Here is a 22,969-nt window from a genome sequence, read left to right on the forward strand (position 1 = left end):
GTCAGGCCACCGTCCGGGACATGACGTACAGGCTGTCGCGTACGCTGGTCCGGCCTTCTTCGAAAGTGCGCAGGTGTACGCCTGGCACCTCGGGGTGCGAATCGATGCGTGCAGGCGCATGCAGGTAGACGTTCAGTGGCCGCTCACTGGTGGACGCCTGCAATTGGCATTCGCGACCGACCAGCGCGCTCAGTGCGGCATCGCTATCGCTGCTGCCCACCGAGCGCACCGCCGTCCAGCGACCTTCGCGCGCCAGCAGCATCACGCTGCGCACCGGTTCTGCGACCACGAACAGGAAGTCGCCGGCGTCGAAGCTTTTGTCGAAGTGGTTGAACGCAGCCATCAGGTACGGTTGCACCGAACGCAGGCGCAAGCCACGGCCACTGACCAGGGCACGCAGGCGCTCGATCAGGTCTTGCGGCAGCGCGCTGGCGATCCGGTCGTAGCCGGCGGGTTCGGCCGACAGCACCAGGCTCCAGGGTTGGTTGGGCGCCCCGTAGAGGTCTTCGAAGCACAGCTGGGCAAACCCGCGCAGTTCATCGGGGCTGCTGATCTGCTCGCTCCAGGGCACCAGGCAAAACCGGCTGAAGTGGCCGGAGACCACCACGGTCAACTCGGCACCGGCACGGGCATGTTCACCCAGCAGGCGGTCGAGGGTTTCCAGGGCGACCGTCCAGGCCATGAACCCTTCATCGATGAAGCCGACGCTGCCCAGCCACAGGGTGTCGCCACCCTGGCGCTGACCGAGGCCGACACCACTGGCGCCGAGCACGGCGACATAACGCTCACGAGATAAAAGTGACACGATTGATCTCCTCGAGAGTGGTCCGGCCTTGTTGCACCAGTTCAAGCGCCGATTCGCGCAGCAGGCGCAAACCGCGTTTGCAGGCGTGGGCCTTGATTTTCGAAATGGGTTGGCGCTCGACGATCATTTGCCGCAGCTCGTCGTCCAGGTGCAGCAGCTCGGCAATCGCACTGCGTCCGCGGTAGCCGGTGCCACGGCAATGACCGCAACCCTTGCCATGGACGAAGTGGTAGTGCGCGACCTGTTGCGGGTCGAGGCCCGAGCTTTGCAGCTCCTCTTCGGTCGGCGCGTAGGGCGTGCTGCAAGCGCTGCACACCAGGCGGATCAGGCGCTGGGCCAGCACCGCATTGAGTGCGGAGACCAGGCTGTAGGGGTCGATTTCCATCTGGGTGAAGCGGCCGATCACGTCGAACACGTTGTTGGCGTGGATGGTGGTGAACACCAGGTGCCCGGTCAGTGCCGATTGCACGGCGATCTGGGCAGTGTCGGGGTCGCGGATCTCGCCGACCATGATCTTGTCCGGGTCGTGGCGCAGGATCGAGCGCAAGCCGCGGGCGAAGGTCAGGCCTTTCTTTTCGTTGACCGGTATCTGCAGTACGCCGGGCAACTGGTACTCCACCGGGTCTTCGATGGTGATGATCTTGTCCACGCCGTGGTTGATCTCGGTAATCATCGCGTACAGCGTGGTGGTCTTGCCGCTGCCGGTGGGGCCGGTGACCAGCACCATGCCGTAGGGTTCGGCGGCCAGGCGGCGCAGTTGGCGCAGGGTTTCCTCTTCAAAACCCAGGGCCTGCAACTGCACGCCGCAGACCTTGTCGGCCAGGTCCTGCTTGTCAAGCACCCGCAGCACCGCGTCCTCACCGAAAATGCTCGGCATGATCGACACCCGGAAGTCGATCTGCCGGCCGCTGATGCCGATCTTGAAGCGACCGTCCTGGGGCACGCGTTTTTCGCCGATGTCCAGTTCGGCCATGACCTTGACCCGGGAAATCACCTGCTCGGCGAATTCGTTGCCCTGGATCTTGCTGATGTTGTTGAGCACGCCATCGATGCGGTACTTGATCACCAGGCCGCTGCCGGTGGTGCCCAGGTGAATATCGCTGGCGTGCATTTTCAGCGCGTCGTAGAGGGTCGAGTTGACCAGCTTGACCACCACGCTCGAGTCTTCGCTGATGCTGGTCAGGGACAGGCTCTGCAGGGTGTCGATTTCGGTGTTGCCATCAGCCTGGGCGTTGAGCGATTCCACCGCGTGGAAGCTCTCTTCGTGGCGCGCCAGGTAGGCTTTCAGGTCGTCGGCGTGCACCAGGTACAGTGGCGCGCCGTGCAGGCAGTCGTCGATCCAGGCCAGTCGAGCGCTGTCGAAGGGATCGGCAAACACGCCGATGACCGCATCGTCGTGACGCAGCAGGATGAATTCGCGCTTGAGGCATTGGGCCAGGGTGACCCGGTCGAACACCGGGGTGGCTTGAAACAGGCTGTCGGTGTCGAGCACCGGGTAGTGCAGGGTCGCGCCCAGGCACTGGATAAAGGGCATGGGAGCCAGTTCGCAGAGCGCCCCGAGGGCTTCGAGCATGCGCTCGCCGGAACTGCCGGCCCGGGAACGGGCCTGGGCCAATTGCTCACTGGTGAATCGAGTCGGTACGCAATCGCGCGCTGGCACATCGACGACAAGGGATAGACGGTCCATGGCTTGCTCTCCAACACCCGGGGCTTAGAGCCCTGTCGGCGCGGCGAGCAATTGCGGCGGATGCCGGAACCTCTTGTCGCGCCATTACTCCCCGGTGAGCAATTGTTCGTCGTCTGGCGCTGTGGAGGCCGTGTTACTTCGTCGGCGATCTGCAAGCACCCAACTACCGTCGTACAACTGCAGCGGGAAACTCTCGGTCCTGCTCTGGCGTCGTTCGACAAAGCCTTCGCTACTGCTCACTCCCGCTTTGGGTTCGCGCTGGCGCCCCAGAAGGTCAAGTACTGCACGTGCCAGTTCCGCCAACGGAAACGGTTTGAACAGGATATGGCTGACTCCCAGTTGCCGGGCCCTTTCGCAAACCTCTGCGGTGGGGTGCCCCGTGATCAGCACAAAATGACACTTCCTGTTCTGGCGGACGGCATCGAGCACCTCAAAGCCTTCCATATCGGGCAAGCGGTAATCGAACACCATCACATCGGGTGCGAAATCGTCAGCTTCCACGATTCCTTGCGCACCGTCGTGAGCAATCCGGACTTCCAGCGCTTGCGCCTGCAGGTAACCCTGGAGGTTTTCCGCCAGCAGCTGTTCGTCATCAACAACCAGTACTTTGTTTAACAAGGTGGACTCCTTGAAACCGCAGGTCCGGGTTCCGAACCTGGCGGAGTGCGCGCCTTGATAGGTCTAACGCACACTTCATGCCAGGCTGAGTGCCGGTAATTTTATGTATTCATGTCCTTGAATTTAAAAGCAATGCCTTAACGTCCACATTCCCCACCCCCCAAAAGCGGGGGAAAGCGATCGGATGCGCATCGACGCTTTCCCCCACAGTTGGGGAAAGCTCATTCATCGTCAATGCGTTCGATCCGATTGCTTGCGCGCAGCTGAGCCAGCGCCTGCAGACGAGCCTGGACCTGTTTCTGTCGGGCAAGGTAAGCCCGAACCATTTCAAGTCCCTGCTCTTCTGAGACATCGGCAGCCTCCAATCGGTTCTGCAGCAAGATCAAATGCCAGCCAACCGCCGTGCGCACCGGCTCGCTGACGGCCCCGGGCTTGAGGGCAAAAGCCGCCGCTTCGAACTCCGGCAGCATGCGCCCACGGGTAAAGTAACCCAGATCGCCGCCGGCGCTGGCCGAAGCGTCTTCGGAACCGCTACGGGCCACACTGGCAAAATCGGCGCCCTGATCAATCGAGGTGCGCATTGCCTGCAAGCGTAGTCTCGCGGCTTCGACTGTGGAAGCATCCGCACCCTGAGGGACTTTGATCAGGATATGCCTGACCTGGATTTCCTCGGGCCGATTCATCTCGGCGCGGTGTTCCTGATAAAACGCCCTCACCTGTTTTTCGTCCGGCGCATCCGCCTTGGTGAGTTCGGCAAACATCTGCTGCGCCGCCAGGTCACGGCGGGTGTATTCGATGTAGGCGGCCTCATCGAACCCAGCGTCTTCCAGGCGCCGGGCGAACACCTGTGCGCCACCCATGGCCTGACGGGTCTGTTCCACCTGGTCGTGCACCGCGGTATCGCTGACCACCACCCCGCGCTTGACCGCTTCCTGCCAGAGCAGCTCCTTGTCGATCAAAGCGTCCAGCGCGGCCTTGCGCAGTTGTTTGTAGGCGCTGGGACTGCGGATGCTGGCGACTGCCCGGCCCTGATCCTCCAGGTATTCGGCGAAATAGCGCTCCAGGCGCAGCTGGGAAATTTCCTCGCCATTGACCCTTGCTACCGCCGGGCCATTACTGGAAAACGCGGCGGGCACCCATAGGGTCAATAGCACCAGCACAGTCATGAGTTTCATGTTCGGCCTCCGGATCAGGGCATGGCGGCAATGGGTTTGTAGGGGGCGACCAGATAGAAGCGCTGGTCTGGCAGGTCCACGGTGACCACATGGGCGCCGTTCAGGCCCAGGCGTCGACCCGGCCCGAAACTGATCAGCGGGGTCAGGCCGGTATCGAAGTCATGCAGGCCTTCCAGGGCATTGATCAGTTTTTCCCGGCTGGCATCGCGTCCCGCCTGTTTCATGCCCTCGCTGAGCAACAGCATCGAACTGTAGGCACCGACCTGCAGAACCGCGTGTTCGCCGCCGAGTCTCTGGCGCTCGCGCAGTTGCGTCAGGGCGGTGCGCCCGGTCATCGTCCAGTCGCTGGGCACGAACGGATACGCCAGGAACACCCGTCGGGAAAAACCGCTGGGCACTTGCAGCAGATCCCCTGCCACCTGATTCGAGGCGGCGAACAGGTACGGCACCTGGCCCGCGGTCTGCAGCCGCTCGGCCAGGCGACTGAAACCGCCACTGCTGCCCATGTAGAACACCGAGCGCGAGCCCAGGGGCAACTCGTCCTGCGCCGACTCGTAGGGTTGCAGGCGCACTTTCTGCCAGTCGTTGTCCTGCAGGTACTGGGCAAGTTTCTCGGCCGCCAGGCGTTGGCCCGGTTCGTTCGGGTAGGCAATCAACGTCGGGCCTTGCAGCACGCGCAGACTGGTGGCGGCATAATTGGCCAGCGCGATCATCTGTTCGCGCAGCCCCGGCAGCGGTTCGAAAATCTGTCGACTGGCCTGGGCCGTGCCTTGCAATGACAGCGGCCCGATCAGCGGCACGCCGGCCTGTTCCAGACGCGGCGCCAGCTCGGCATCCAGCGCCGGCACCAGCGGTGCGACCAACGCGAAAACCTGTTCCTGTTCGATCAACTGGTCGAGCGCCTGCTCGGCACTGGCACGGTCGGGACCGGGGTCAAGGATGGTCAGGCGCACCTGCCGGCCATGAATCCCCCCCGCTTCGTTGATCCGTGCCACGCTGCCCCTGAGTACCGCCGCCACAGTGGCCCCCTCCTCGCCCAGCATGCCGGTACTCGGCAGCAAGGTGCCCAGGTGCAGGCTGTCGGGGCTCAGGCCCGGATCGCGCTCATCGGCCAGGCGCTTGAGGTAGGCCGTCAGGTTGCGTTGATCGTTCATCGACAGCACGAACCGCGGCATCGCTGCATCCAGCCGGTTGTTGCCCGGGTCACGTCCCTCCTGGATCGCACGGGCCAAAGTACCCTCGGTGTAGGCCGGGTAGGCACGCCCGTTGATCTGCTGTTGACCATAGGTACTGGTCAGCCGCGACCAGCTCAGGTCTGGCGGGCGCACCCCGCCTTCCGGGCGCCCCAGGCCATCGCTGCCGTGGCAGTTGGCGCACGGCAGGCTGGTGGCCGGCAGTAGCATGCCCGCCGCCCCGATCCTGGCCATGATCGGTTCACCGCTGGCCGAAACCCCCTCGCGGTACAGCCGTTTTCCGGCGCTTTCGCTGGGCGTCAGCGTTAACGCCTGGGCGCCCAGGCTGATGCCACCGAGAAGAAGCAGGCTGAGGATCAAGGCATTTTTCATGGCCCGGACTCAACGACCAGCCACGGGCATTGCCAGCAACTGCAAGCGCTGGGCAATGGCCGCGGCCGGGGCATCGGGACGGATCTTGCTCCAGCGCTTGTTGGCCACGTCACCGACGATCAACTGGGTGGAGTGCTGCTCTGGGGACGGTATGACCTGGCCAATTCGCCCAAGGACCAGGTCCATTTGCGCTTTGTCGCCGGTAAGAAAAAGCCAGTGGGGCTCATCGACGCCCTGCTTCAAGGTGTAAGCCTTGAGTACCGCCGGGGTGTCCCGCAGCGGATCACTGGTAAGGGAGATAAAGGTGATGCCGTCCGCCTTGTCGCCCAGCACTTCGCGCACTTGCTTGAGCTTCTGGGTGATCAACGGGCAGGCATCGGTGCAACTGGTGAAAATCACATTGAGCAGCACCACGCGGTTGTGCAGCGCGTCGCTGTAGAAACGCAGGGTATTGCCGTTCTGGTCCTGCAACGGCGTGTCGGTGAACCAGGTCTTGGCATCGCGAGTGCCACCAGCCGGCTGCGCGGCAGCCGCCACCGTGGCGGAGTCGGTTGCGGTTTGCTCATGCCCTTCATGGGCCAAGGCCAAGGAGCTGGCGAGGCAGGCGCAGAGGCTCAGGGCGATCCAGTCGAGAAGTCTCATGGCTGATGCTCCATGGCGATGGCGGTGTGTTTGGCGTGGGCGTTGCGTTCACCGCTGAGCTTCTCCACTTGCCGGGTCAATACGGCCGGGTCGGTGAAGCCGTAGTAGCGGGTCCAGTGACGACTGTTGCCGTCCCCCACGAGGATCAGCGGTGCGTGATTCTTGAAGTCGCCACTGAAACTGCCCAGGCCCTTGAGTGTTTCGTTGACCGACTGAGTGGAGCCGGTCAGCCAGCTCCAGCCCGGACCGTTCTGGAAGGTGCGTGCGTAGTCGTTCAGGCGCTTGGCATCATCGCGCTGCGGATCGATGCTGATCGACACCAGTTGCACCTCGGTGCCGACCCGTGCCCCCAGCTGTTTCTGCACCTTGCCCATGATCGACGACACCACCGGGCAGACCGTGGTGCAACTGGTGTAGATAAAGCTCATGACCACGATCTTGTCGGCCACCAGGTCTTTTTCCAGGCGCACGGTCTTGCCGTTCTGGTCCACCAGCGCGACGTCGGCGAACTTGACCTGGGCGGTCTCGGAACTGGCGCTTTTGGCCGCCATGGTGTGGCCGGCATGTTCATCGGCCGAATGGGCCAGGGCCTGGCCGATCCCGGCAGTCAACAGGCAGAGCGTCAGCAGTCCGTGATATGCGAATCGGTTCATGTCGATGTCCTCTTCAATGAGCAATGCCGGGGGTCACCCGAACGCTGGCAAACGTCTGGTCGTCGAAATTCGCGCCCAGGGACGCCGCACGCACGTGCAGGTACCAGGCGCCTTGCTGGTCAAGGGTGACCGGGGCTTCATAGATTCCATTGCCGACGTCCAGTGCCGCGACGTAGTGGGGCCGTGAACTGGGCGCCAGGAAGTAGCGCACCTGCACGTCCTTGACCCCACTGCGCTGGACCTTCTGTTTGCCCTGGACGATGCGAAAGCGCACGACAAACGGGTTGCCCAGGGCGGCCGTGGTCTTGTCGAGCATGAACTCGACTTTCGGGATGCCGGCGACGGGGCCCAGGCTTGCGTTCGGCTCAACCACGGCGCTGAAGCAATGGATGATGTTGGGCTGGTTGAGCAGGAACGCCACGTCGAAGCGCCCCGCCGCCGGCAGCTTGATCCGCGCGCTGTATAGCCCCGGTTCGACTTCGCGCAGGCTGCGGTCGATGACCAGTGCCGCACGGGCTACTTGTCCGCGATTGGGGTAGCCGGACATCGGCGCGTTCATGCCTTCGGCGTAGAAGTAGGTGGTGTTGTCCACCGGGTTGACCACAAATACCGCGTTGTCGTCCCGCGACACCGCCAGGCTCGACGCCAGCGGCAAGTCACCGGCCAGGCGCGGCGGTTGCGGCCCGGCTTCAAAGCCCTGGCTGATCGGCTTGCGGCCTTCACCGAGGGACGCCAGGTTGATCATCGTGACCTTGGGCGAGGCCAGTCCGCGCACGTAGGCATAGGCCTTGGTGAACACCACTTGATAAGGTTCGGCGGCCACGTCCAGCTCATGGATCAGCGAATCGGTGGCGGCGTCGATCACCGCGGCCTGATTCTCCAGGGTATTGAGCACGATGCCGAAACGGCCGTCGGCGCTGAAACCCATCGGGCCGAGGCCCTGCTTGATCTTGATCACCCGCCGCACCGACTGATTCGCGGCGTCGACCACGGTCACCGTGCCGTCCTTGCCATCGGCAACATAGGCCGCGCCGGACAGTGGCGAGTACACCACCGACAGCGGGTGCGAGCCGGTCTTGAGCTGCTTGGCGATGGTCAAGGTGGCGACATCGATGATGCTCAGGGTGCCGTCGTCGCGGTTGGTGACAAAGGCGAAGCGGCTGTCCCTGCTGAAGGCGATTTCGTGGTGGCCGCTGCCAGTTGCCAGGTGCTTGAGGGTCTTGAGGCTGGCGGTGTCGATCACCGTGACCCCGGAAAGCTCGGCCGACGGCGCGTTGTTGCCGACCCACAGCAGGCGCTCGTCCGGTTGCAAGGCCACGCGCACGGGCTGGCTGCCTGCGGCCACCGAGTCGAGCAGCTTGAATTGCTCACTGTCGATCACCGCGACTTCGCCCGCCGTGGGCATCGACACGAACACCCGCTTGTTGTCCCTGGGGGTGACCCAATCCATCGGTGGTTGCTTGATATCGATGCGGGTCATGGTGCTGGTGATGCCGCCCACCGAGACCGAGGGGTCGACCACCGAGACGCTGGCATCGCGGTTCATCACCATCAGGAAGTAGCTGTTGAGGTCGAGCAGCGGCCGTGCGCCGATACTTGATTTAAGGAACACCCCGACCCGCGCCTTGCAGCTCTGCTCGCGGCCCTGGGCCTGGTCAGCGGCGACGGTTTCGGGGTCGATCCAGGCACCGGGGGCAACGCCCGCCAGCGGTTGGCCCGACGCCTTGTCGGTGACGTTGAAACGCACATCGGCAAATTCACCCTCGCGCAACACGCCGTCTGCAGCCAGCGGCCGCACTTCGAGGGCCACCGACACGCCGTCACGTTCAAGCGTTTGGCCGGTCCAGGTGTCGGGCAGCGCGATGTCGCTTAGCAGGGTCGGTGGCGACGTGCGCCACACCCCGAGCCAGATCAGCGCAACCCCGACGACCAGGGCAACACTGGCGATTTTGATGGTCCTGTTCATGTCACATCTCCCCTTCAGATCCATGCCTGCTTCACCGCGTCCCCCTGTGCGAGCGAGCCTGCTCGCGAAGAGGCCAGCACATCCAGCATTGATGTGTCTGACACTCCGCCTTCGCGAGCAGGCTCGCTCCCACAGGTATTGCGTTGTTTCCCGCCCTACGGCGCTGGCGCCGGTTCCGGTTCGTTGGTTACCCGCAACAGTCCCCACAACCCGGAGGTATTGCCGTAGGCGCCGTAGTCGCGGAACAGGTAGTCACCCGGTATCGCGTTGACACCCCCGGCGCTCGGCAGCATGAAGCTGAAGTGCGCTGCCGGCAGGACGCTCTCGCGGGCGCCGATGTACATCGACATCGGGTTGTAGCCGAACCGCACCGAACCCACCCCTGGCGTACCCATCGGATAACCACCGGTATCGCTCTTCTCTGGCTGGAACGGATTGGTCGACCAGACATGACCGTCAAGCTGGAAGGTCGTGCCGCGACTGCCGCCGGTAGGCATCAGGATGTGCGTACGGAACGGTTGTCCCGGCTTGGCATAAAGCACCGGAGTCTGTGGATCGCCGCCCACCAGCGCGTTGCTGAAAGCCATGTGTGCGTTAGGCACATCGCCATAGCCATGCCCGTCGGCGTGTCCGAACGGCGCATCGGGGGCGAGACCGAAGCGATACCACATCGGTTCTGTCTTGTAGTTGATGGCCATGCTGGAGTTGTCCTGCGGATCGGTCGGTACACCGGCCTCCGAGGCAATACCTTCCACCGGGCGACCATTGGCCCAGCGCATGTTCAACGCCTTCTGCCAGACCATTGCGAAGTCGCGGTAGGTGGTTTGCGCCGGTGCGGTGACGGTCGCATTCACCTTGCGCGCATCTTCAACCCAGGTAGCGCCGACAGGCAGGATGCTCATCGCCCCACCCAGGCCTTTTTGCGACTGCTTGATGACGTCCGCCGGCGTGATATTCAACCCACCGAACTCCACCGCAGTGGCGTTGATGTTGTCGACACTACGCCCCAGTTGCGTAATCGGTTTACCTTCACGTTCCAGGTGCCCGGCGTAGTACTGATACGTACGGCTCGGATACGCCCCGGTGCTGCCTACCCGCGGTGGCACCGTCTGGATCGGGTTGGTGCCGACGTTGGTCCCGTCGGATTTGGTGATGTCGTAAGCCAACAGTTGTGCGTGCAAGCCTACGGTGCTCGATGGCCGTATCAGGTTATTACTGAAGGTGGTCGAGCCCTCGCCGTTGTTGCGATCACGCTTGACCATACCCATCACCGATGCCGTCTGGGTCAAGTCTGGCATCACGCTCGGCAGACGGTTCTCCAGGGTGATGTTGATGCAGTCACCGGCCGCTGCACGCAGTACCAGCGGCTCGACAGGTACACCGGCTTTGAGCTTGCCGGTGGCCGGGTCGAGGTCGGCCTTGCGCACATAGAGGATCGCGGTCGGGTCATGCAAAGGCCCGCTTTGCCCGCCGATGGTGAAGGTCACACCGTCTGCAGGGTCGGTTACGGTGACCTGTGGAATGCTCACCGCCCGCGAGTTGAACACCAGGGTGCCGCCGGCCGGATTCAAGGGCCCGCCCACGTGTTGGCCGAGGCCCGCGGGATCACCGATGGTCAGGCCCAACGGATTGGTGAGGATGTCGTTGGCCAGCGCCGCCACCACTTCATAGTTGCGTTGCGGCGTCGGCCGGGTGCCGATGCCATTGGGGTTGGCGCCATACCTTGGGCAGACGCCGTCGAAGGCCACGGTGTTGCGCATACCCATCGGTTTCGGATTGGTCGGCAAGGCAAACAGATCGTTGCGCTGGGTGGTGTAGTTGCGCATCACGCCCCAGATTCCGCTCCAGTAGCCTTCAATGGATGCGTCCATCGAGTACAGGTAGTCACCGGTGGTGGCCGCCGAACTGGACAGCATCGAGACCGGCGCAACGAAGCCCATCTGCTCGGAGATGCCGATCATCTGCGACGCGCGCCAGCCGGAGTTGGAGCTGTTGCCGAAACCGGACCCACTTTGCAGCCACTTCACGCCGTGCAGGGTGACGTTGTGCTCCTCTTCATGACCGCCGGCATGCACCCGCAGCCGCACGTTGTCGCCGGTGTAGGTACGCAGCATCGGGGTGAACGGATCGCCAGGTTCGGCGCCGCCCTTGTTGATGTGCGGCGGGAACAGCGTGGTGCCGCCGGTGGGGCCGGTGGCCGAGGTAATCAGGTTCGGCGCCAGGTTCATCGCCGGGATTGCACGGTCGGTACGGCTTTGCATGGCGTACGCCAGGTCGCCGCCCAGGCCGTCGGCCTGCATGCCGCGCTTGCCGTCCGGGCCGACCTTGTTCGGGTCATACACCCGCAAGGCCAGCGGTTCGTTGCGATAGTTGACGACGAACATGCCCGGGTCATCCACCGAAATGGCTTGTGGGCAAGGCCGGCTTGGGCAGCCGGGCATCAGCCCGCCGCGGGCTTCAACCACCTGCTCCAGCAGGGTCTCGGCTTCCTTGCGCACTGGCGGGTTGATCGCGTAGCGGAAGCTGTCGGCGGTGGCCGGGAAGCTTTGCGCATCGGGTTTACCGTCAGGTCCGGCGCCCACGTACACGCCGGCTTCATAGGCGTGCTGGAAGTCGCTGTACTCGAGGAAGAACTCACGGAAGCTGTCGTTCTTGCCGTCGCCGTCCAGGTCACCGGTGGAAATCACCGCTTGCCACGAAGTCGGCCCGCCGTCCTGGCGCGCGCCGCTGTACAACGGCTCGCCGGTTTCGGCGTGGAACCAGGTGGAACCGGCAGGTTCGGCCAGCACGGTGGCGTACAGGCCGATCTGTTGGTGAGTCGATGGGCCGAGGTGGTCGTGGGTGAAGATGGTGCCCAGGCCACGATCGACGCCTTTGGCGTTGACCACAGGGTCGACGAACCAGCGCTGCATCGCCGTACGTGCACCCACCCAATCGGCCCGTCCAAACTGGCCGAAGTACGGGTGGTTCTTGGCTTTCGGGCAAGCCGGCGTGCCGTCACGCGGATCGCTGCCCTGGCACTGGTTGAACTCGCGGATGGCGTGGATGCGTTCTTGCACAGCGCCCGGGGAGAGTACGCCGTCTTCGTAGTTCCAGCCGTTGGACGAACCATCGGCAGCCACCAGGTCCCACTTCGGCAGGTGAATGTGCTGGCCGATCACGTCGGTTGGCGTGCGCACCTGATAGTCGTCCATCTCATAGGTGGCCGGCACCAGGTTGGTTTGCTGGTACTGCACGCAGTCGAAGGTGTTCATGCGCATCACCAGGGGCTCTGGCGGACGCTGCTTGGTGATCACCGGCCAGGCGTCTTCCCAGAGCGCCAGGATGCGCGCTTGCGGGAAGTGGTAGCCGACCTTGTTGTACACCGCATCGAACTGGATGTTGGCCGCTTTGTAGATGCGCGGACGGTCGGCGGTGAAACTCGAGGAGCCGACGTAAGACATGCCATCGAGCCGCTCGCCACTGTTGAATTCACCGGTGCCGGCGCTGCTGCTCAGGCGTTTCTGGCGGTCGTCCATGCACGGTTCGTAGTACGGCGCACCGGCCATGGGCAAGGCACCGTTGGTGCGGAAGGCCCGTGCCACGATTTGATTACCCGGCAACAGGGCGAAGCTTGGGTGGTCCTTCTTGGCGTGGAATGCCATGGCCGCCTGCTCGACTTCGGTGCCCTCTTCCGGCAGGTAAATCGGCTTGGCTCGGGTCACCGTCTTGGAGAAATCCAGCGACGTGGTTATGGTCTCGGCCTCGCCACCGGAAGACACGCCGTCCAGCGCATGGCGGCCCAAACCACCGTCCCAGCCACCGGACTGCGCCGGATCAAGGTTGGCCCACAAGGCTTTGCCCGTCGCTTTCAGGGCCTGCGCCGTGGCGGCATCAAGCATGTCCAGTGGCGGAGTCGGTGGGCGTTGGCCGACCGAGCTTTCCATGCCGCCAATCCAGAATGGATAGCCAGGGTTTTTCAGCGTGCCATCGGCGTTGCGGTTGGCTTCGCTGCGATCCACCAGCGCCAGGGAACCGATGGCCTGTGCGCCACCGTTGCCGCCATGGTGCTCGCCGTCATCGTCGTCTTCTTCATCGTCGTCATCGTCGTTGGCGGCCACCAGGGCCTGGCCGATTTTCGGTACGACCGCGACTTTGCCGGGCATCGGTGCCATGGCTTTGCCGGGCAGCGGCACCACCGCCGGGATCGGCGTGCCGGCAACGATCTCGCCATCGGGCAAGGCGCGCGCGCCAGCCGCGGGTTTACCGCTGCGCAGGGCATAAGGCTCGCTGTGGAATCCGTCGGGGCCTTGTTGCGACACTTCCAGCTTGGTGCCTTCTTCAAACACGTCGTGCACCCGCCACATGGACCACATGCCCTGGGCGAAGTGCGGGTAGAAGTGGCAGTGATAGATCGCATCGCCCGCTACCCGGTTGCGGTTGCCCGAACCGCCGTTGGCGATTTCATAGGTGTAGCCGGCACCCGGACCGATGCCCTGGGCGTCCACATAGTCGGAGTTGTCATCGTTGGGGTTGAACAGCCACTGATGCCCGTGCAGGTGGAAGATGTGCTGTTCATGGCCGTTGTGGGTGTTGCGGAATTTGACGAAGTCTCCGATGTAGCTGTGGTTGACGTTGGACGGCTCTGACGGATACAGCGCCATGGTCGCCTTGACGCCCACCTGATCGGCGCTCGGTGTCTGGCCGGGGGTAATGCCTTCCAGGCCGGCGTTGGCCGGTACGTCCACCAGCATCGCCACGTCACCGACGGTGTGGGAACTGAGGAAGAATTCTTCGTAGGCGCAGGACAGGCAATCGTGCATCGGGCCTACACCGAGACGGTTGGCCACGACTTCGGCACCCATGCCACCAGAGCCGTAGTTGATCATGAACGAATCGCGGGTCGGCTCCAGCACATGGGCCATCACCGGGTCGGCCCAGTAGGCTGGGAAGGCTTGGGTCGCGGCGGTTTCATCCTGGAATTGCGAGGCGAAATCGCGAAACGGCTCCAGTCGATTGGGAATGGCCGGGTTGCGTTTGCCCAAGGCTTCCAGCGGATACGTCGAGGGCGGGAAGCTGCCATCGGCGTTGCTGCCCATGACGATCGCGTCACTCTCGCTGGAAATGATTTCATTGCCGTCGACCATATTGATGATCGGCGTACCGGCCTTGCCTTCACGGATCCACGGTTCGCGCTGCGGGTAACGCGCCTGGTAATCGACGATCGGCTGACCGGCCGGGGTGCGGCCGGTGGTCGCCAGGCGCATTTCTTCTTCGGTCACGGTGTTGCGGTAAGTGCGCCCGCCCTTGGGCAGCACCACGACCTGGCCGAACAAGCCGTTGGCCACGTTGCCGGCCGCTCCTTCGCCACCGAAGGTTGCGCCACGGCTGCTGGCGGCGTACACCCCTTCGCGCTCGGCATACAAGGTGTAGGAGCGGCTGGCACCCGGAGCGATCAAGCTATTGGCATTGCGGCCGGTGAACGAAGCGATGTCATCGATGCTGTTGACCGCTTGCATGCCGTTGACCTGGAAACCGACATGCCGGTCGGCGACCTGTTCGTCGACCTTGAAGATTTCGTTGTTGCCAACCTGGATGCCTTCTTCCTCGCCCTCCCCCCCCTCGTGGGAACCGGGGTTGGCCTGATAGGCCAGCAGGTTCTGCAGGTTGATGGTCAGGCAGTCACCGGCGGCCACCCGCAACACCAGCGGACGCGGACGCTTGTCGGGACGCAGCGACACCTTGCCCGGCACCGCCGCACCGCCCTGTGCCAGTGAGATGTCATGGTCATCGACCACATCGCGGCGCAGGGCGAACATCATGCCGTTGACGTTCTGCGCACCCAGGCGGTTGAACATCAGCGGCTGGTCCAGCGCCACGACGTTGGCCACCAGGTTGCGTTCACATCGTGCTGCCGCTTCGGCCAGCTCGATGCCGAACATCGACGCGGCCAACAGCAGCCATGGAAGGACGGATGGAGCGTGAAAAATGCCGGTCATGATCACGGGCCTCACTGTGGGTGCTCACAGGAATAATTCTCGACAAAATCCTTTGAGCAATCTGTATGCCATAAAAATTCTTTATAACTATCAATCGTTTAGAACAGCCATTTAATTCACCGGGGGATATTCCCCATTAATTCCCCACTTTTTTGCCGGGGCCACCATCCCCCAATGTTGGGGAAACCCTCCCCCGTCTGCGATCACAACGGCGCATCGGCGGCCAGTCCCTGCAGACGCCGGTATTGGTTCAAGACGTTGGGCACATAACGCTGGGTTTCGGCGAATGGCGGGATCACCCCGCCACGGCTGATGACCGCCTGAGGCCCTGCGTTGTAGGCGGCCACGGCGAGGGCGATGTCGTTGTCGAACAGGTTCATCAAGCGCTTGAGATATTTGGCCCCGCCCTGGATGTTGGCCTTGGGGTCGTAGACGTTTTTCACGCCCAACTCCCGGGCGGTGTCGGGCATCAGCTGCATCAAGCCGCCCGCACCCTTGGGGGATACGGCACTGGGGTTGTAGTGGGATTCGGTCTGGATCACTGCGTGCAGCAAGGCCGCCGGCAGCTGGTTGTCGGTGGCCGCCTTCGATACCAGCTCGGCATAGGGCCTGGTGGCGATCATTTGCGGCTGCTGATCAAGGCTGGCCACCGCCGCCTCGACCTCACGGACTACTCGTTCATAGTGGCGGCCGGGGCGATGGACGTTGGACAAGACGTAGTCGCCCTTGGCGTCCCTGGAAACGAAGACATCGGCCTGCGCAACGCCGGCCAGCAGCATCATGCCAAGCAATCCTGTGGTGAGAGTTTTCATTGTTCTACCTCCCCTGACCGGCCCCGAAAAATGGGGGTAATGCCCCAATGGCCGGTCGTGTAGCAGCCATACGCAAGCACTGTGCCGAAAGCGCCAGGGCCCGTGGCACGGGGAGTACAGAAGGATGTCCAAGCCTTTGCCCGCCATGTGCATGGCAATTGCATGAGCCTCTATCGCGACCCTTCTGCCGACTGTGTGAGGTCATCATGAAACAGCGACACGCTTTCGCCCTGCGCACGCAGCGCGGGTTCACATTGCTAGAACTGTTGGTGGTGCTGGTGGTGCTTGGGCTGTTGGCCGGCATCGTCGCGCCGAAGTATTTCGCGCAATTGGGCCGCTCCGAAGTGAAGGTGGCCAAGGCGCAAATAGAAGGCCTGGGCAAGGCCCTGGACCTGTACCGCCTGGAGGTCGGCCATTACCCGTCGACCGAGCAGGGTTTGCAGGCACTGGTCACCGCCCCCAGCGATGAAGCCCACTGGACCGGCCCGTACTTGCAGAAAAAACTCCCGCAGGACCCATGGGGGCGTAACTACACCTACCGCTACCCTGGGGAAAACGGCGAGTACGACCTGCTGTCCATGGGCAAGGACGGGCAACCCGGCGGTGAAGGCGAGAACGCCGAAGTCACCAGTTGGCAATGATGGGGAATGGCGACCATGCGTTTTCACCTCAAGGCGGTAGGCAAGGCCGGTGTGGTTTCGATGACGGTCGAAGCGCCGGGCGACAGTGAAGCCCGGCGCATCGCCGAAGACCAGGGGCTGCGGGTGGTCAGCCTGCACGCCGAACGACACTGGCGGGCACTGCGCGTCAAGCAGCGTGAAACCTTCAACCTGGTGTTGTTCAGCCAGGAACTGACCACACTGCTCAATGCCGGCCTGCCGTTGATCGATGCGCTGGAAAGCCTGGCGGAAAAAGAGAATGCGCCGCAAGCCCGCAAGACTTTGAGCGAACTGGTGCGCCTGCTTTATGAAGGCAAATCGTTTTCCCAGGCATTGGCCCAACTGTCGGCAGTGTTTCCGCCGCTGTACGTGGCGTTGGTTCAGTCCAGTGAGAAAACCGGTGCCGTAGGCGATGCGCTGGGTCGATATGTCAGCTATCGCCAGCGCATGGACGAGGTTCGACAGAAGATCGTCAGCGCGTCGATCTACCCCATGCTGTTGCTGGTGGTGGGCGGTGGCGTGGTGCTGTTCTTGATGGGTTATGTCGTGCCGCGCTTCAGCCTGGTGTTCGAAGGGCTGGGGTCGAACCTGCCGTGGCTGTCGCAGATCCTGATGAGCAGCGGGATGTTCCTGCACGCCCACCAGGGCGAATTCTTTGGCGCACTGGCGGCGATCGTCATCGCCCTCGCCTTTCTGCAACGACAACCGGCCTTTCGTCGAGGCCTGGACCGCCTGATCGAAAAACTCCCGGCGGTGCACCAGCGCATCTTCATGTACGAATTGGCGCGTTTCTACCGTTCCCTGGGGATTTTGCTGCAAGGCGGCATTCCACTCGTCACCGCCATGGGCATGGTCCGCAACCTGCTCACCCCGGCCTCCCGATTGCGCCTGGACCAGGCCTGCGAACGGGTACGCGAGGGGCAGTCGTTGTCGACGGCGCTGGAACTCAATCACCTGGTGACCCCTGTGTCCCTGCGCCTGCTACGCGCCGGCGAGCAGTCCGGCAACCTCGGACAGATGATGGAACGCAGCGCCGACTTCTACGACGAAGAAATCAGCCGCTGGATCGAATGGTTCGTGCGCCTGTTCGAACCCTTGCTCATGACCTTCATCGGCCTATTGATCGGTGTGATCGTGATTTTGATGTACATCCCGATATTCGAGCTGGCTTCCAGCATTCACTGAGCCCTCTGGGACGGGGCCTGGCGGTTTGTTGCAGGATTTATCAACGTTGCACCGAATAAAATTTCAAGTTGAGGTGTTAACCGACGTACCTACTGGATTTTCCCTACCGAACGAAGCAGCACGCGGCATGGTTTATCAACGTTGCAAATGAAAAAAGAAGACGGAGATCGATATGCACATGAACAAGCTTTTGTTGGCTGTGGCTATTGGCGCAGTTCTGTCAGCGTCTACCGTACTGATTCCGGACAACTTGTCGGGGGTTTCGAGCGCTCAAGCTAAAGAAGGCGGTAGTGGTGGCGGTGGTGGCGGTGGTGGCGGTCACGGCGGCGGCAGTGGTGGTGGCGGCGGCGGTCACGGCGGCGGCAGTGGTGGTGGCGGCGGCGGCGGTCACGGTGGCGGCAGCGGTGGTGGCGGCGGCGGTCACGGCGGTGGCAGTGGTGGTGGCGGCGGCGGCGGTCACGGTGGCGGCAGTGGTGGCGGCGGCGGTGGTAATGGCGGCGGTCACGGCGGCAACAGCGGCGCCAGCGGTCATAGCGGCAGCGACCACGCTTCGGGGCACGCCGGCAATACAGCCTCGAATTCCGGGCGTAGCAGCAACCACGCCGAACCGGGTGACGATCACGGCGTACATCGCGCCGGCGAAGTCGGTGATGACCATGGGGTTCATCGCGCCGGTGATGACCATGGCGTGCACCGTGCCGGCGAAGTCGGCGACGATCGCGGCGTGCACCGTGCCGGTGAAGTCGGTGACGATCGCGGCCTGCATGCCGCCGGCGAGCCAGGTGACGATCGTGGCGTTCACGTCGGTGGCGAACCGGGCGACGACAAACGCGTCAACTGACCTGCTTTACCCCTTGCAGGAGCGAGCCTGCTCGCGAGAAACGTCCAGACAACGGATGCATTCAGACTGCCCGCGTCATCGTTGACGTCCATCGCGAGCATGCTCGCTCCTACAAGGGGTCCAGGCGGTCACGCAAAAACTCGATCAACGCCTGCACCGGTCGCGACGTCTGACGATGCTGCGGATACACCGCCGACAACGTCAGCGGCTGCGGTTGAAACTCCTCCAGCACCGCCATCAGTCGCCCGTCCTTCAGAGCCGAACCGACAATAAACGTCGGCAAATAGGTAATCCCCATCCCGGCAATCGCCGCGTCCTTGAGCAACTCGCCATTGTTGACCCGCATGCGCCCGGTGACGTTGACCAGCAACGGCTTGCCCTGCCCCTCAAAGCGCCATTGCACTTGACGCCCGTGGCCATAAGGCAGGCAGTCATGATGGTGCAAATCATCGGGTTTGAGCGGCGTGCCACGCTCCGCCAGGTAAGTCGGGCTTGCGCAATAGACACGCTGGACAGAGGCGATGCGCCGCGCGATCAGCGTCGAGTCTTCCAGTACTCCGATGCGCAAGGCCAGGTCATAACCTTCGCCGAGCAGATCCACCGGGCGATCGCTCAAGTCCACCTCCACCGTGACATCCCGATAGCGCTGCAAAAATTGCGGCAGCAGGCATCCCAGGTGCGCGAGCGCAAACGACAGCGGCGCACTCACTCGCAGGGTGCCACGCGGTTCGGTAGTCTGCCCGGCGATACCTTGCTCCACCTGCTCCACTTCACCGAGCAAGCGCAAGGCCGACTCGTAGTAACGCTGGCCCAGGGGCGTGACATCCAGCCGCCGGGTCGAGCGATTGAGCAGTCGCACGCCCAGTCGCTCCTCGAGTTGCATCAAGCGGCGGCTGACAAACTGCTTGGACAACCCCAGTTGATCGGCCGCGGCGGTGAAGCTGCCGGAGTCCATCACCTGGCAAAAAATTCGCATATCTTCGAACGGGTTCATTGTCATGCCTTTGGTTGACAGTCAGGCACTTTATAGCGACTTCTCCCCTTTTTATCACCCTATCGCATAACAATGTGGGAGCGAGCCTGCTCGCGAAGACGACAGGCCAGACACTGTTGCAGTGTCTGTCAAACCGTTTTCGCGAGCAGGCTCGCTCCCACAAGGTTCGCGTTTTGGCCGACGTTCTTACTTGGCGGTGAACGTGGTGTAGCTGTTGATCAAGTTGCGGTAGTTCGGCAGACGTTCGGACAGCAGGTTGGCCAGGCCTTCCATGTCGTTGCGCCAGTCGCCTTGCAGCTCGCAGGCCACGGAGAACCAGTTCAGCAGATGAGCACCGGCGGCCGACATGCGGGCCCAGGCAGCCTGTTGCACGGTGGTGTTGAAGGTGCCGGAAGCGTCCGTCACCACGAACACTTCAAAACCTTCGGCAATGGCCGACAGGGTCGGGAACGCAACGCACACGTCCGTTACCACGCCGGCGATGATCAGTTGCTTGCGACCGGTGGCCTTCACGGCCTTGACGAAGTCTTCGTTGTCCCAGGCGTTGATCTGGCCCGGACGGGCAATGAACGGCGCATCCGGGAACTGCGCCTTGAGCTCCGGCACGATCGGACCGTTAGGCCCTTTATCGAAACTGGTGGTGAGGATGGTCGGCAGCTTGAAGAACTTGGCGATGTCGCCCAGGGCCAGCACATTGTTCTTGAACTCGTTAGGCGAGAAATCCTGCACCAGCGAGATCAGGCCGGTCTGGTGATCGACCAGCAGCACAACAGCGTCGTCTTTGTTCAAGCGAGAGTACGGTACGTTGCTCATGAATAAACTCCTTGGTGGATGGTTGTCGCTTGCTGCGCGCGAGCAGGAGGCCGGCGCTTATGGGTATTCGTCAAAAAGCAAAGCACGAGCAGCCGAAGGCGCCCCAGAAACCGGCAAAATCACTGACGGGTGCATTCGACAGACGCGCCCGTTCATGGCTGTGCGAGTGCACCGCGCAGGGACCGCTGCACTGGTGAACCTGCGCCTGCAGCGGCGAGTTCGGCCGCCAGTGCCCCGGTACTTTCACCACCGGCGACCAGTCCGGCAGCACCGGCACGCTGGCAGGTCCCAGCTTCTCGAAATCCCCGGCGGCATACACCACCTTGCCGCCGACCACGGTCAGTACCGACTCGATCCATTTGATCGCTTCTTCCTCGACGCTGAAAAAGTCCGCGCTCAATGCGGCCACGTCCGCCAGTTGCCCAACCTTGATCTGGCCTTTCTTGCCCTGCTCGGAAGAAAACCAGGCGCTGCCATGGGTGAACAGTTCCAGCGCGGTCTGCCGCGACAAGCCCTCGGCGTGCAACGCCAGGCCACCGACGGTGCGACCGCTGACCATCCAGTACAGCGAGGTCCAGGGGTTATAACTCGACACCCGCGTCGCGTCGGTGCCGGCACCGACCGGCACACCTTCGGCCAGCATGCGCTGGATCGGCGGCGTGGCTTCGGCCGCCTTGGCGCCGTAGCGCTCAACGAAATATTCACCCTGGAACGCCATGCGATCCTGAATCGCGATGCCGCCACCCAACGCCCTCACCCGCTCGATGTTGTGTGGGGTGATGGTTTCGGCGTGGTCGAAGAACCACGGCAAACCGTTGAACGGTATGTCACGGTTGACCTTCTCGAACACGTCGAGCATGCGGCTGATGGACTCGTCGTAGGTGGCGTGCAAACGGAACGGCCAGCGCTGTTCGACCAGATGGCGCACCACCGGCTCAAGCTCGTCTTCCATGCTTTGCGGCAGGTCTGGGCGCGGTTCGAGGAAGTCCTCGAAATCCGCCGCCGAAAACACCAGCATCTCCCCGGCGCCGTTGTGCCGCAGGTAGTCGTCGCCCTGATGCAACTTGACGCTGCCGGTCCAGTTCTGGAAATCCGCCAGCTCTTCCTTGGGCTTCTGGGTAAACAGGTTGTAGGCAATGCGAATGGTCAGCTGCTGGTCCTTGGCCAACTGCTCGATCACCTGATAGTCGTCCGGATAATTCTGGAAACCACCGCCGGCATCGATGGCGCTGGTCAGTCCCAGACGATTGAGTTCGCGCATGAACTGGCGCGTCGAGTTGACCTGATACTCCAGCGGCAACTTCGGCCCCTTGGCCAGCGTCGAGTACAGAATCATCGCGTTGGGGCGCGCCACCAGCATTCCGGTGGGGTTGCCATTGGCGTCGCGCACGATCTCGCCACCCGGCGGGTTCGGCGTATCGCGGGTGTAGCCGGCAACGCGCAGCGCCGCACGGTTGAGCAAGGCGCGGTCGTACAAATGCAGGACGAACACCGGGGTATCGGGCGCGGCCTGGTTAAGCTCTTCGAGCGTCGGCATGCGCTTTTCGGCGAACTGGAATTCATTCCAGCCCCCGACCACCCGCACCCATTGCGGCGTTGGCGTCCGGTCGGCCTGCTCCTTGAGCATACGCAGCGCATCGGCCAGCGACGGCACACCTTCCCAGCGCAGTTCGAGGTTGTAGTTCAAGCCGCCACGAATCAGGTGCAAGTGCGAGTCGTTGAGCCCGGGAATCACGCAACGGCCCTTGAGGTCGATCACTTGCGTGCCCGAGCCACGCAACGCCATGGCCTCGGCATCGCTCCCCACTGCGACAAAGCGGCCATCACGGATGGCTACCGCACTGGCGTGTGGGTTCTCACGGTCTACGGTATGAAATTGGCCATTGAACAGAATCAGGTCGGCGTTCATCGCGTTTCCTTGGGCGAAGTGGATGAGGACAGCCAGGGCGCGAACAAGCGCGTCGCCATCGGCATGAACAGGTACACCACCGACAGCACGATGGTCAGGGTGATCAGGAATGTCGCGACCACGTATTGGGAGAGAAAGGCGTTGAGTTGCAACAGCGGTCCCCAGAGCAACGGCACCAGCAAGGTATGCGGCAGAATCACCAACAGCGTGACCACGGCCTGCTTCCAGCGCGGCGGCGGCGAGCCCGTCTCGGCCTGCGGGGCGAACCAGAATTCGTTGACCGGATTGACCTCGGTCTGGTCGCCGTCGGCCAGCATCGGCGTGGCTTCTTTGACCAACGCCTGGCGTTGCGGCGAATCGAGCCAGCGCTGCATCGCGCCGGGGGAACAAAAACGCAAGACGCAAGTGTACATGTCGAGGCCGGCGTTCTTGCCGCGCATCACATCCACACCCAGGTGCCCTTCCTGCTGTCCGGCGACACTGACAATATTGCGCAGCCAAGCCTCGTAAGGCACTTCAAAACCGGCTTTGACCCGGTGTTTGATAACCAGGGTCACGACCTCCTCGAAAGGCGAGTCGGGCACGTTGGAATCAGGCATGACGCAGGGCTCCGGCGAAACGATAGGGGGGGCGAACAGACAACCACGGGAGTTGATCGCCGCTATTG

At 62.9% G+C, this 22,969-nt stretch carries 17 protein-coding genes; 3 read left to right on the forward strand and 14 right to left on the reverse strand.

Annotated features, from left to right (window positions below; all coding sequences use genetic code 11):
- Position 1: 1 nt before the first annotated feature.
- The 10 genes from CGA21_RS03470 to CGA21_RS03515 form a co-directional block, all read right to left on the reverse strand.
- Positions 2–805, reverse strand: coding sequence for a hypothetical protein (locus CGA21_RS03470; RefSeq protein WP_110753127.1), 804 nt, complete (start codon positions 803–805; stop codon positions 2–4).
- Positions 786–2,492 (reverse strand): GspE/PulE family protein, encoded by a 1,707-nt coding sequence (locus CGA21_RS03475; RefSeq protein ID WP_110753129.1) that lies wholly within the window; start codon positions 2,490–2,492, stop codon positions 786–788. The genes CGA21_RS03470 and CGA21_RS03475 overlap by 20 nt, the downstream gene beginning before the upstream one ends.
- Positions 2,493–2,576: 84 nt before the next feature.
- On the reverse strand, positions 2,577–3,110 hold the full coding sequence (locus CGA21_RS03480) for a response regulator (protein WP_083348791.1): 534 nt from the start codon (positions 3,108–3,110) through the stop codon (positions 2,577–2,579).
- A 221-nt stretch (positions 3,111–3,331) separates the two neighbouring features.
- The gene (locus tag CGA21_RS03485) at positions 3,332–4,285 is read right to left on the reverse strand and encodes a peptidylprolyl isomerase (protein ID WP_110753131.1); all 954 of its coding nucleotides are present in this window, start codon (positions 4,283–4,285) and stop codon (positions 3,332–3,334) included.
- Positions 4,286–4,299: 14 nt separating this feature from the next.
- Positions 4,300–5,850 carry an ABC transporter substrate-binding protein gene (locus CGA21_RS03490; RefSeq protein WP_110753133.1) on the reverse strand — a complete coding sequence of 517 codons (1,551 nt, stop codon included), beginning with the start codon at positions 5,848–5,850 and terminating at the stop codon, positions 4,300–4,302.
- 9 nt (positions 5,851–5,859) lie between these two features.
- Positions 5,860–6,492, reverse strand: a complete 633-nt coding sequence (locus tag CGA21_RS03495; RefSeq protein ID WP_110753135.1) for an SCO family protein — start codon at positions 6,490–6,492, stop codon at positions 5,860–5,862.
- Positions 6,489–7,145 carry an SCO family protein gene (locus tag CGA21_RS03500; protein ID WP_110753137.1) on the reverse strand — a complete coding sequence of 219 codons (657 nt, stop codon included), beginning with the start codon at positions 7,143–7,145 and terminating at the stop codon, positions 6,489–6,491. Before CGA21_RS03500 ends, CGA21_RS03495 begins: the two co-directional genes overlap by 4 nt.
- 13 nt (positions 7,146–7,158) lie before the next feature.
- Positions 7,159–9,111, reverse strand: a complete 1,953-nt coding sequence (locus tag CGA21_RS03505) for a YncE family protein (RefSeq protein WP_188263536.1) — start codon at positions 9,109–9,111, stop codon at positions 7,159–7,161.
- Positions 9,112–9,266: 155 nt separating this feature from the next.
- Positions 9,267–15,089, reverse strand: a complete 5,823-nt coding sequence (gene mnxG / locus CGA21_RS03510) for a manganese-oxidizing multicopper oxidase MnxG (RefSeq protein ID WP_188263537.1) — start codon at positions 15,087–15,089, stop codon at positions 9,267–9,269.
- A 203-nt stretch (positions 15,090–15,292) separates the two neighbouring features.
- Positions 15,293–15,901: a lytic transglycosylase domain-containing protein gene (locus CGA21_RS03515; protein ID WP_188263538.1), complete on the reverse strand. Its 609-nt coding sequence runs from the start codon at positions 15,899–15,901 to the stop codon at positions 15,293–15,295.
- A gap of 206 nt (positions 15,902–16,107) precedes the next feature.
- On the opposite strand from CGA21_RS03515, the gene gspG reads away from it, so the two are divergent.
- From gspG to CGA21_RS03530, 3 genes are all read left to right on the forward strand, one after another.
- Positions 16,108–16,542 carry a type II secretion system major pseudopilin GspG gene (gene gspG / locus CGA21_RS03520; RefSeq protein ID WP_110753143.1) on the forward strand — a complete coding sequence of 145 codons (435 nt, stop codon included), beginning with the start codon at positions 16,108–16,110 and terminating at the stop codon, positions 16,540–16,542.
- 15 nt (positions 16,543–16,557) lie between these two features.
- Positions 16,558–17,745 carry a type II secretion system F family protein gene (locus tag CGA21_RS03525; RefSeq protein ID WP_188263539.1) on the forward strand — a complete coding sequence of 396 codons (1,188 nt, stop codon included), beginning with the start codon at positions 16,558–16,560 and terminating at the stop codon, positions 17,743–17,745.
- Positions 17,746–17,917: 172 nt separating this feature from the next.
- Complete coding sequence (locus CGA21_RS03530; protein WP_188263540.1) at positions 17,918–18,586, forward strand: hypothetical protein; 669 nt, start codon at positions 17,918–17,920, stop codon at positions 18,584–18,586.
- A 109-nt stretch (positions 18,587–18,695) separates the two neighbouring features.
- Here the strand turns inward: CGA21_RS03530 and CGA21_RS03535 are convergent, their stop codons facing one another.
- The 4 genes from CGA21_RS03535 to CGA21_RS03550 form a co-directional block, all read right to left on the reverse strand.
- Positions 18,696–19,580 (reverse strand): LysR family transcriptional regulator, encoded by an 885-nt coding sequence (locus CGA21_RS03535; protein WP_110753724.1) that lies wholly within the window; start codon positions 19,578–19,580, stop codon positions 18,696–18,698.
- Positions 19,581–19,766: 186 nt separating this feature from the next.
- Positions 19,767–20,393 (reverse strand): isochorismate family cysteine hydrolase YcaC, encoded by a 627-nt coding sequence (gene ycaC / locus CGA21_RS03540; protein ID WP_020796367.1) that lies wholly within the window; start codon positions 20,391–20,393, stop codon positions 19,767–19,769.
- A 70-nt stretch (positions 20,394–20,463) separates the two neighbouring features.
- Positions 20,464–22,302 carry an amidohydrolase gene (locus tag CGA21_RS03545; RefSeq protein WP_110753728.1) on the reverse strand — a complete coding sequence of 613 codons (1,839 nt, stop codon included), beginning with the start codon at positions 22,300–22,302 and terminating at the stop codon, positions 20,464–20,466.
- Entirely contained in the window at positions 22,299–22,901 is a 603-nt protein-coding gene (locus CGA21_RS03550) for an antibiotic biosynthesis monooxygenase (protein ID WP_110753730.1), read from the reverse strand. The genes CGA21_RS03545 and CGA21_RS03550 overlap by 4 nt, the downstream gene beginning before the upstream one ends.
- Positions 22,902–22,969 lie beyond the last annotated feature (68 nt).

It is taken from the genome of Pseudomonas sp. PSB11, assembly GCF_014596605.1.
Taxonomy (GTDB): Bacteria; Pseudomonadota; Gammaproteobacteria; order Pseudomonadales; family Pseudomonadaceae; genus Aquipseudomonas; species Aquipseudomonas umsongensis.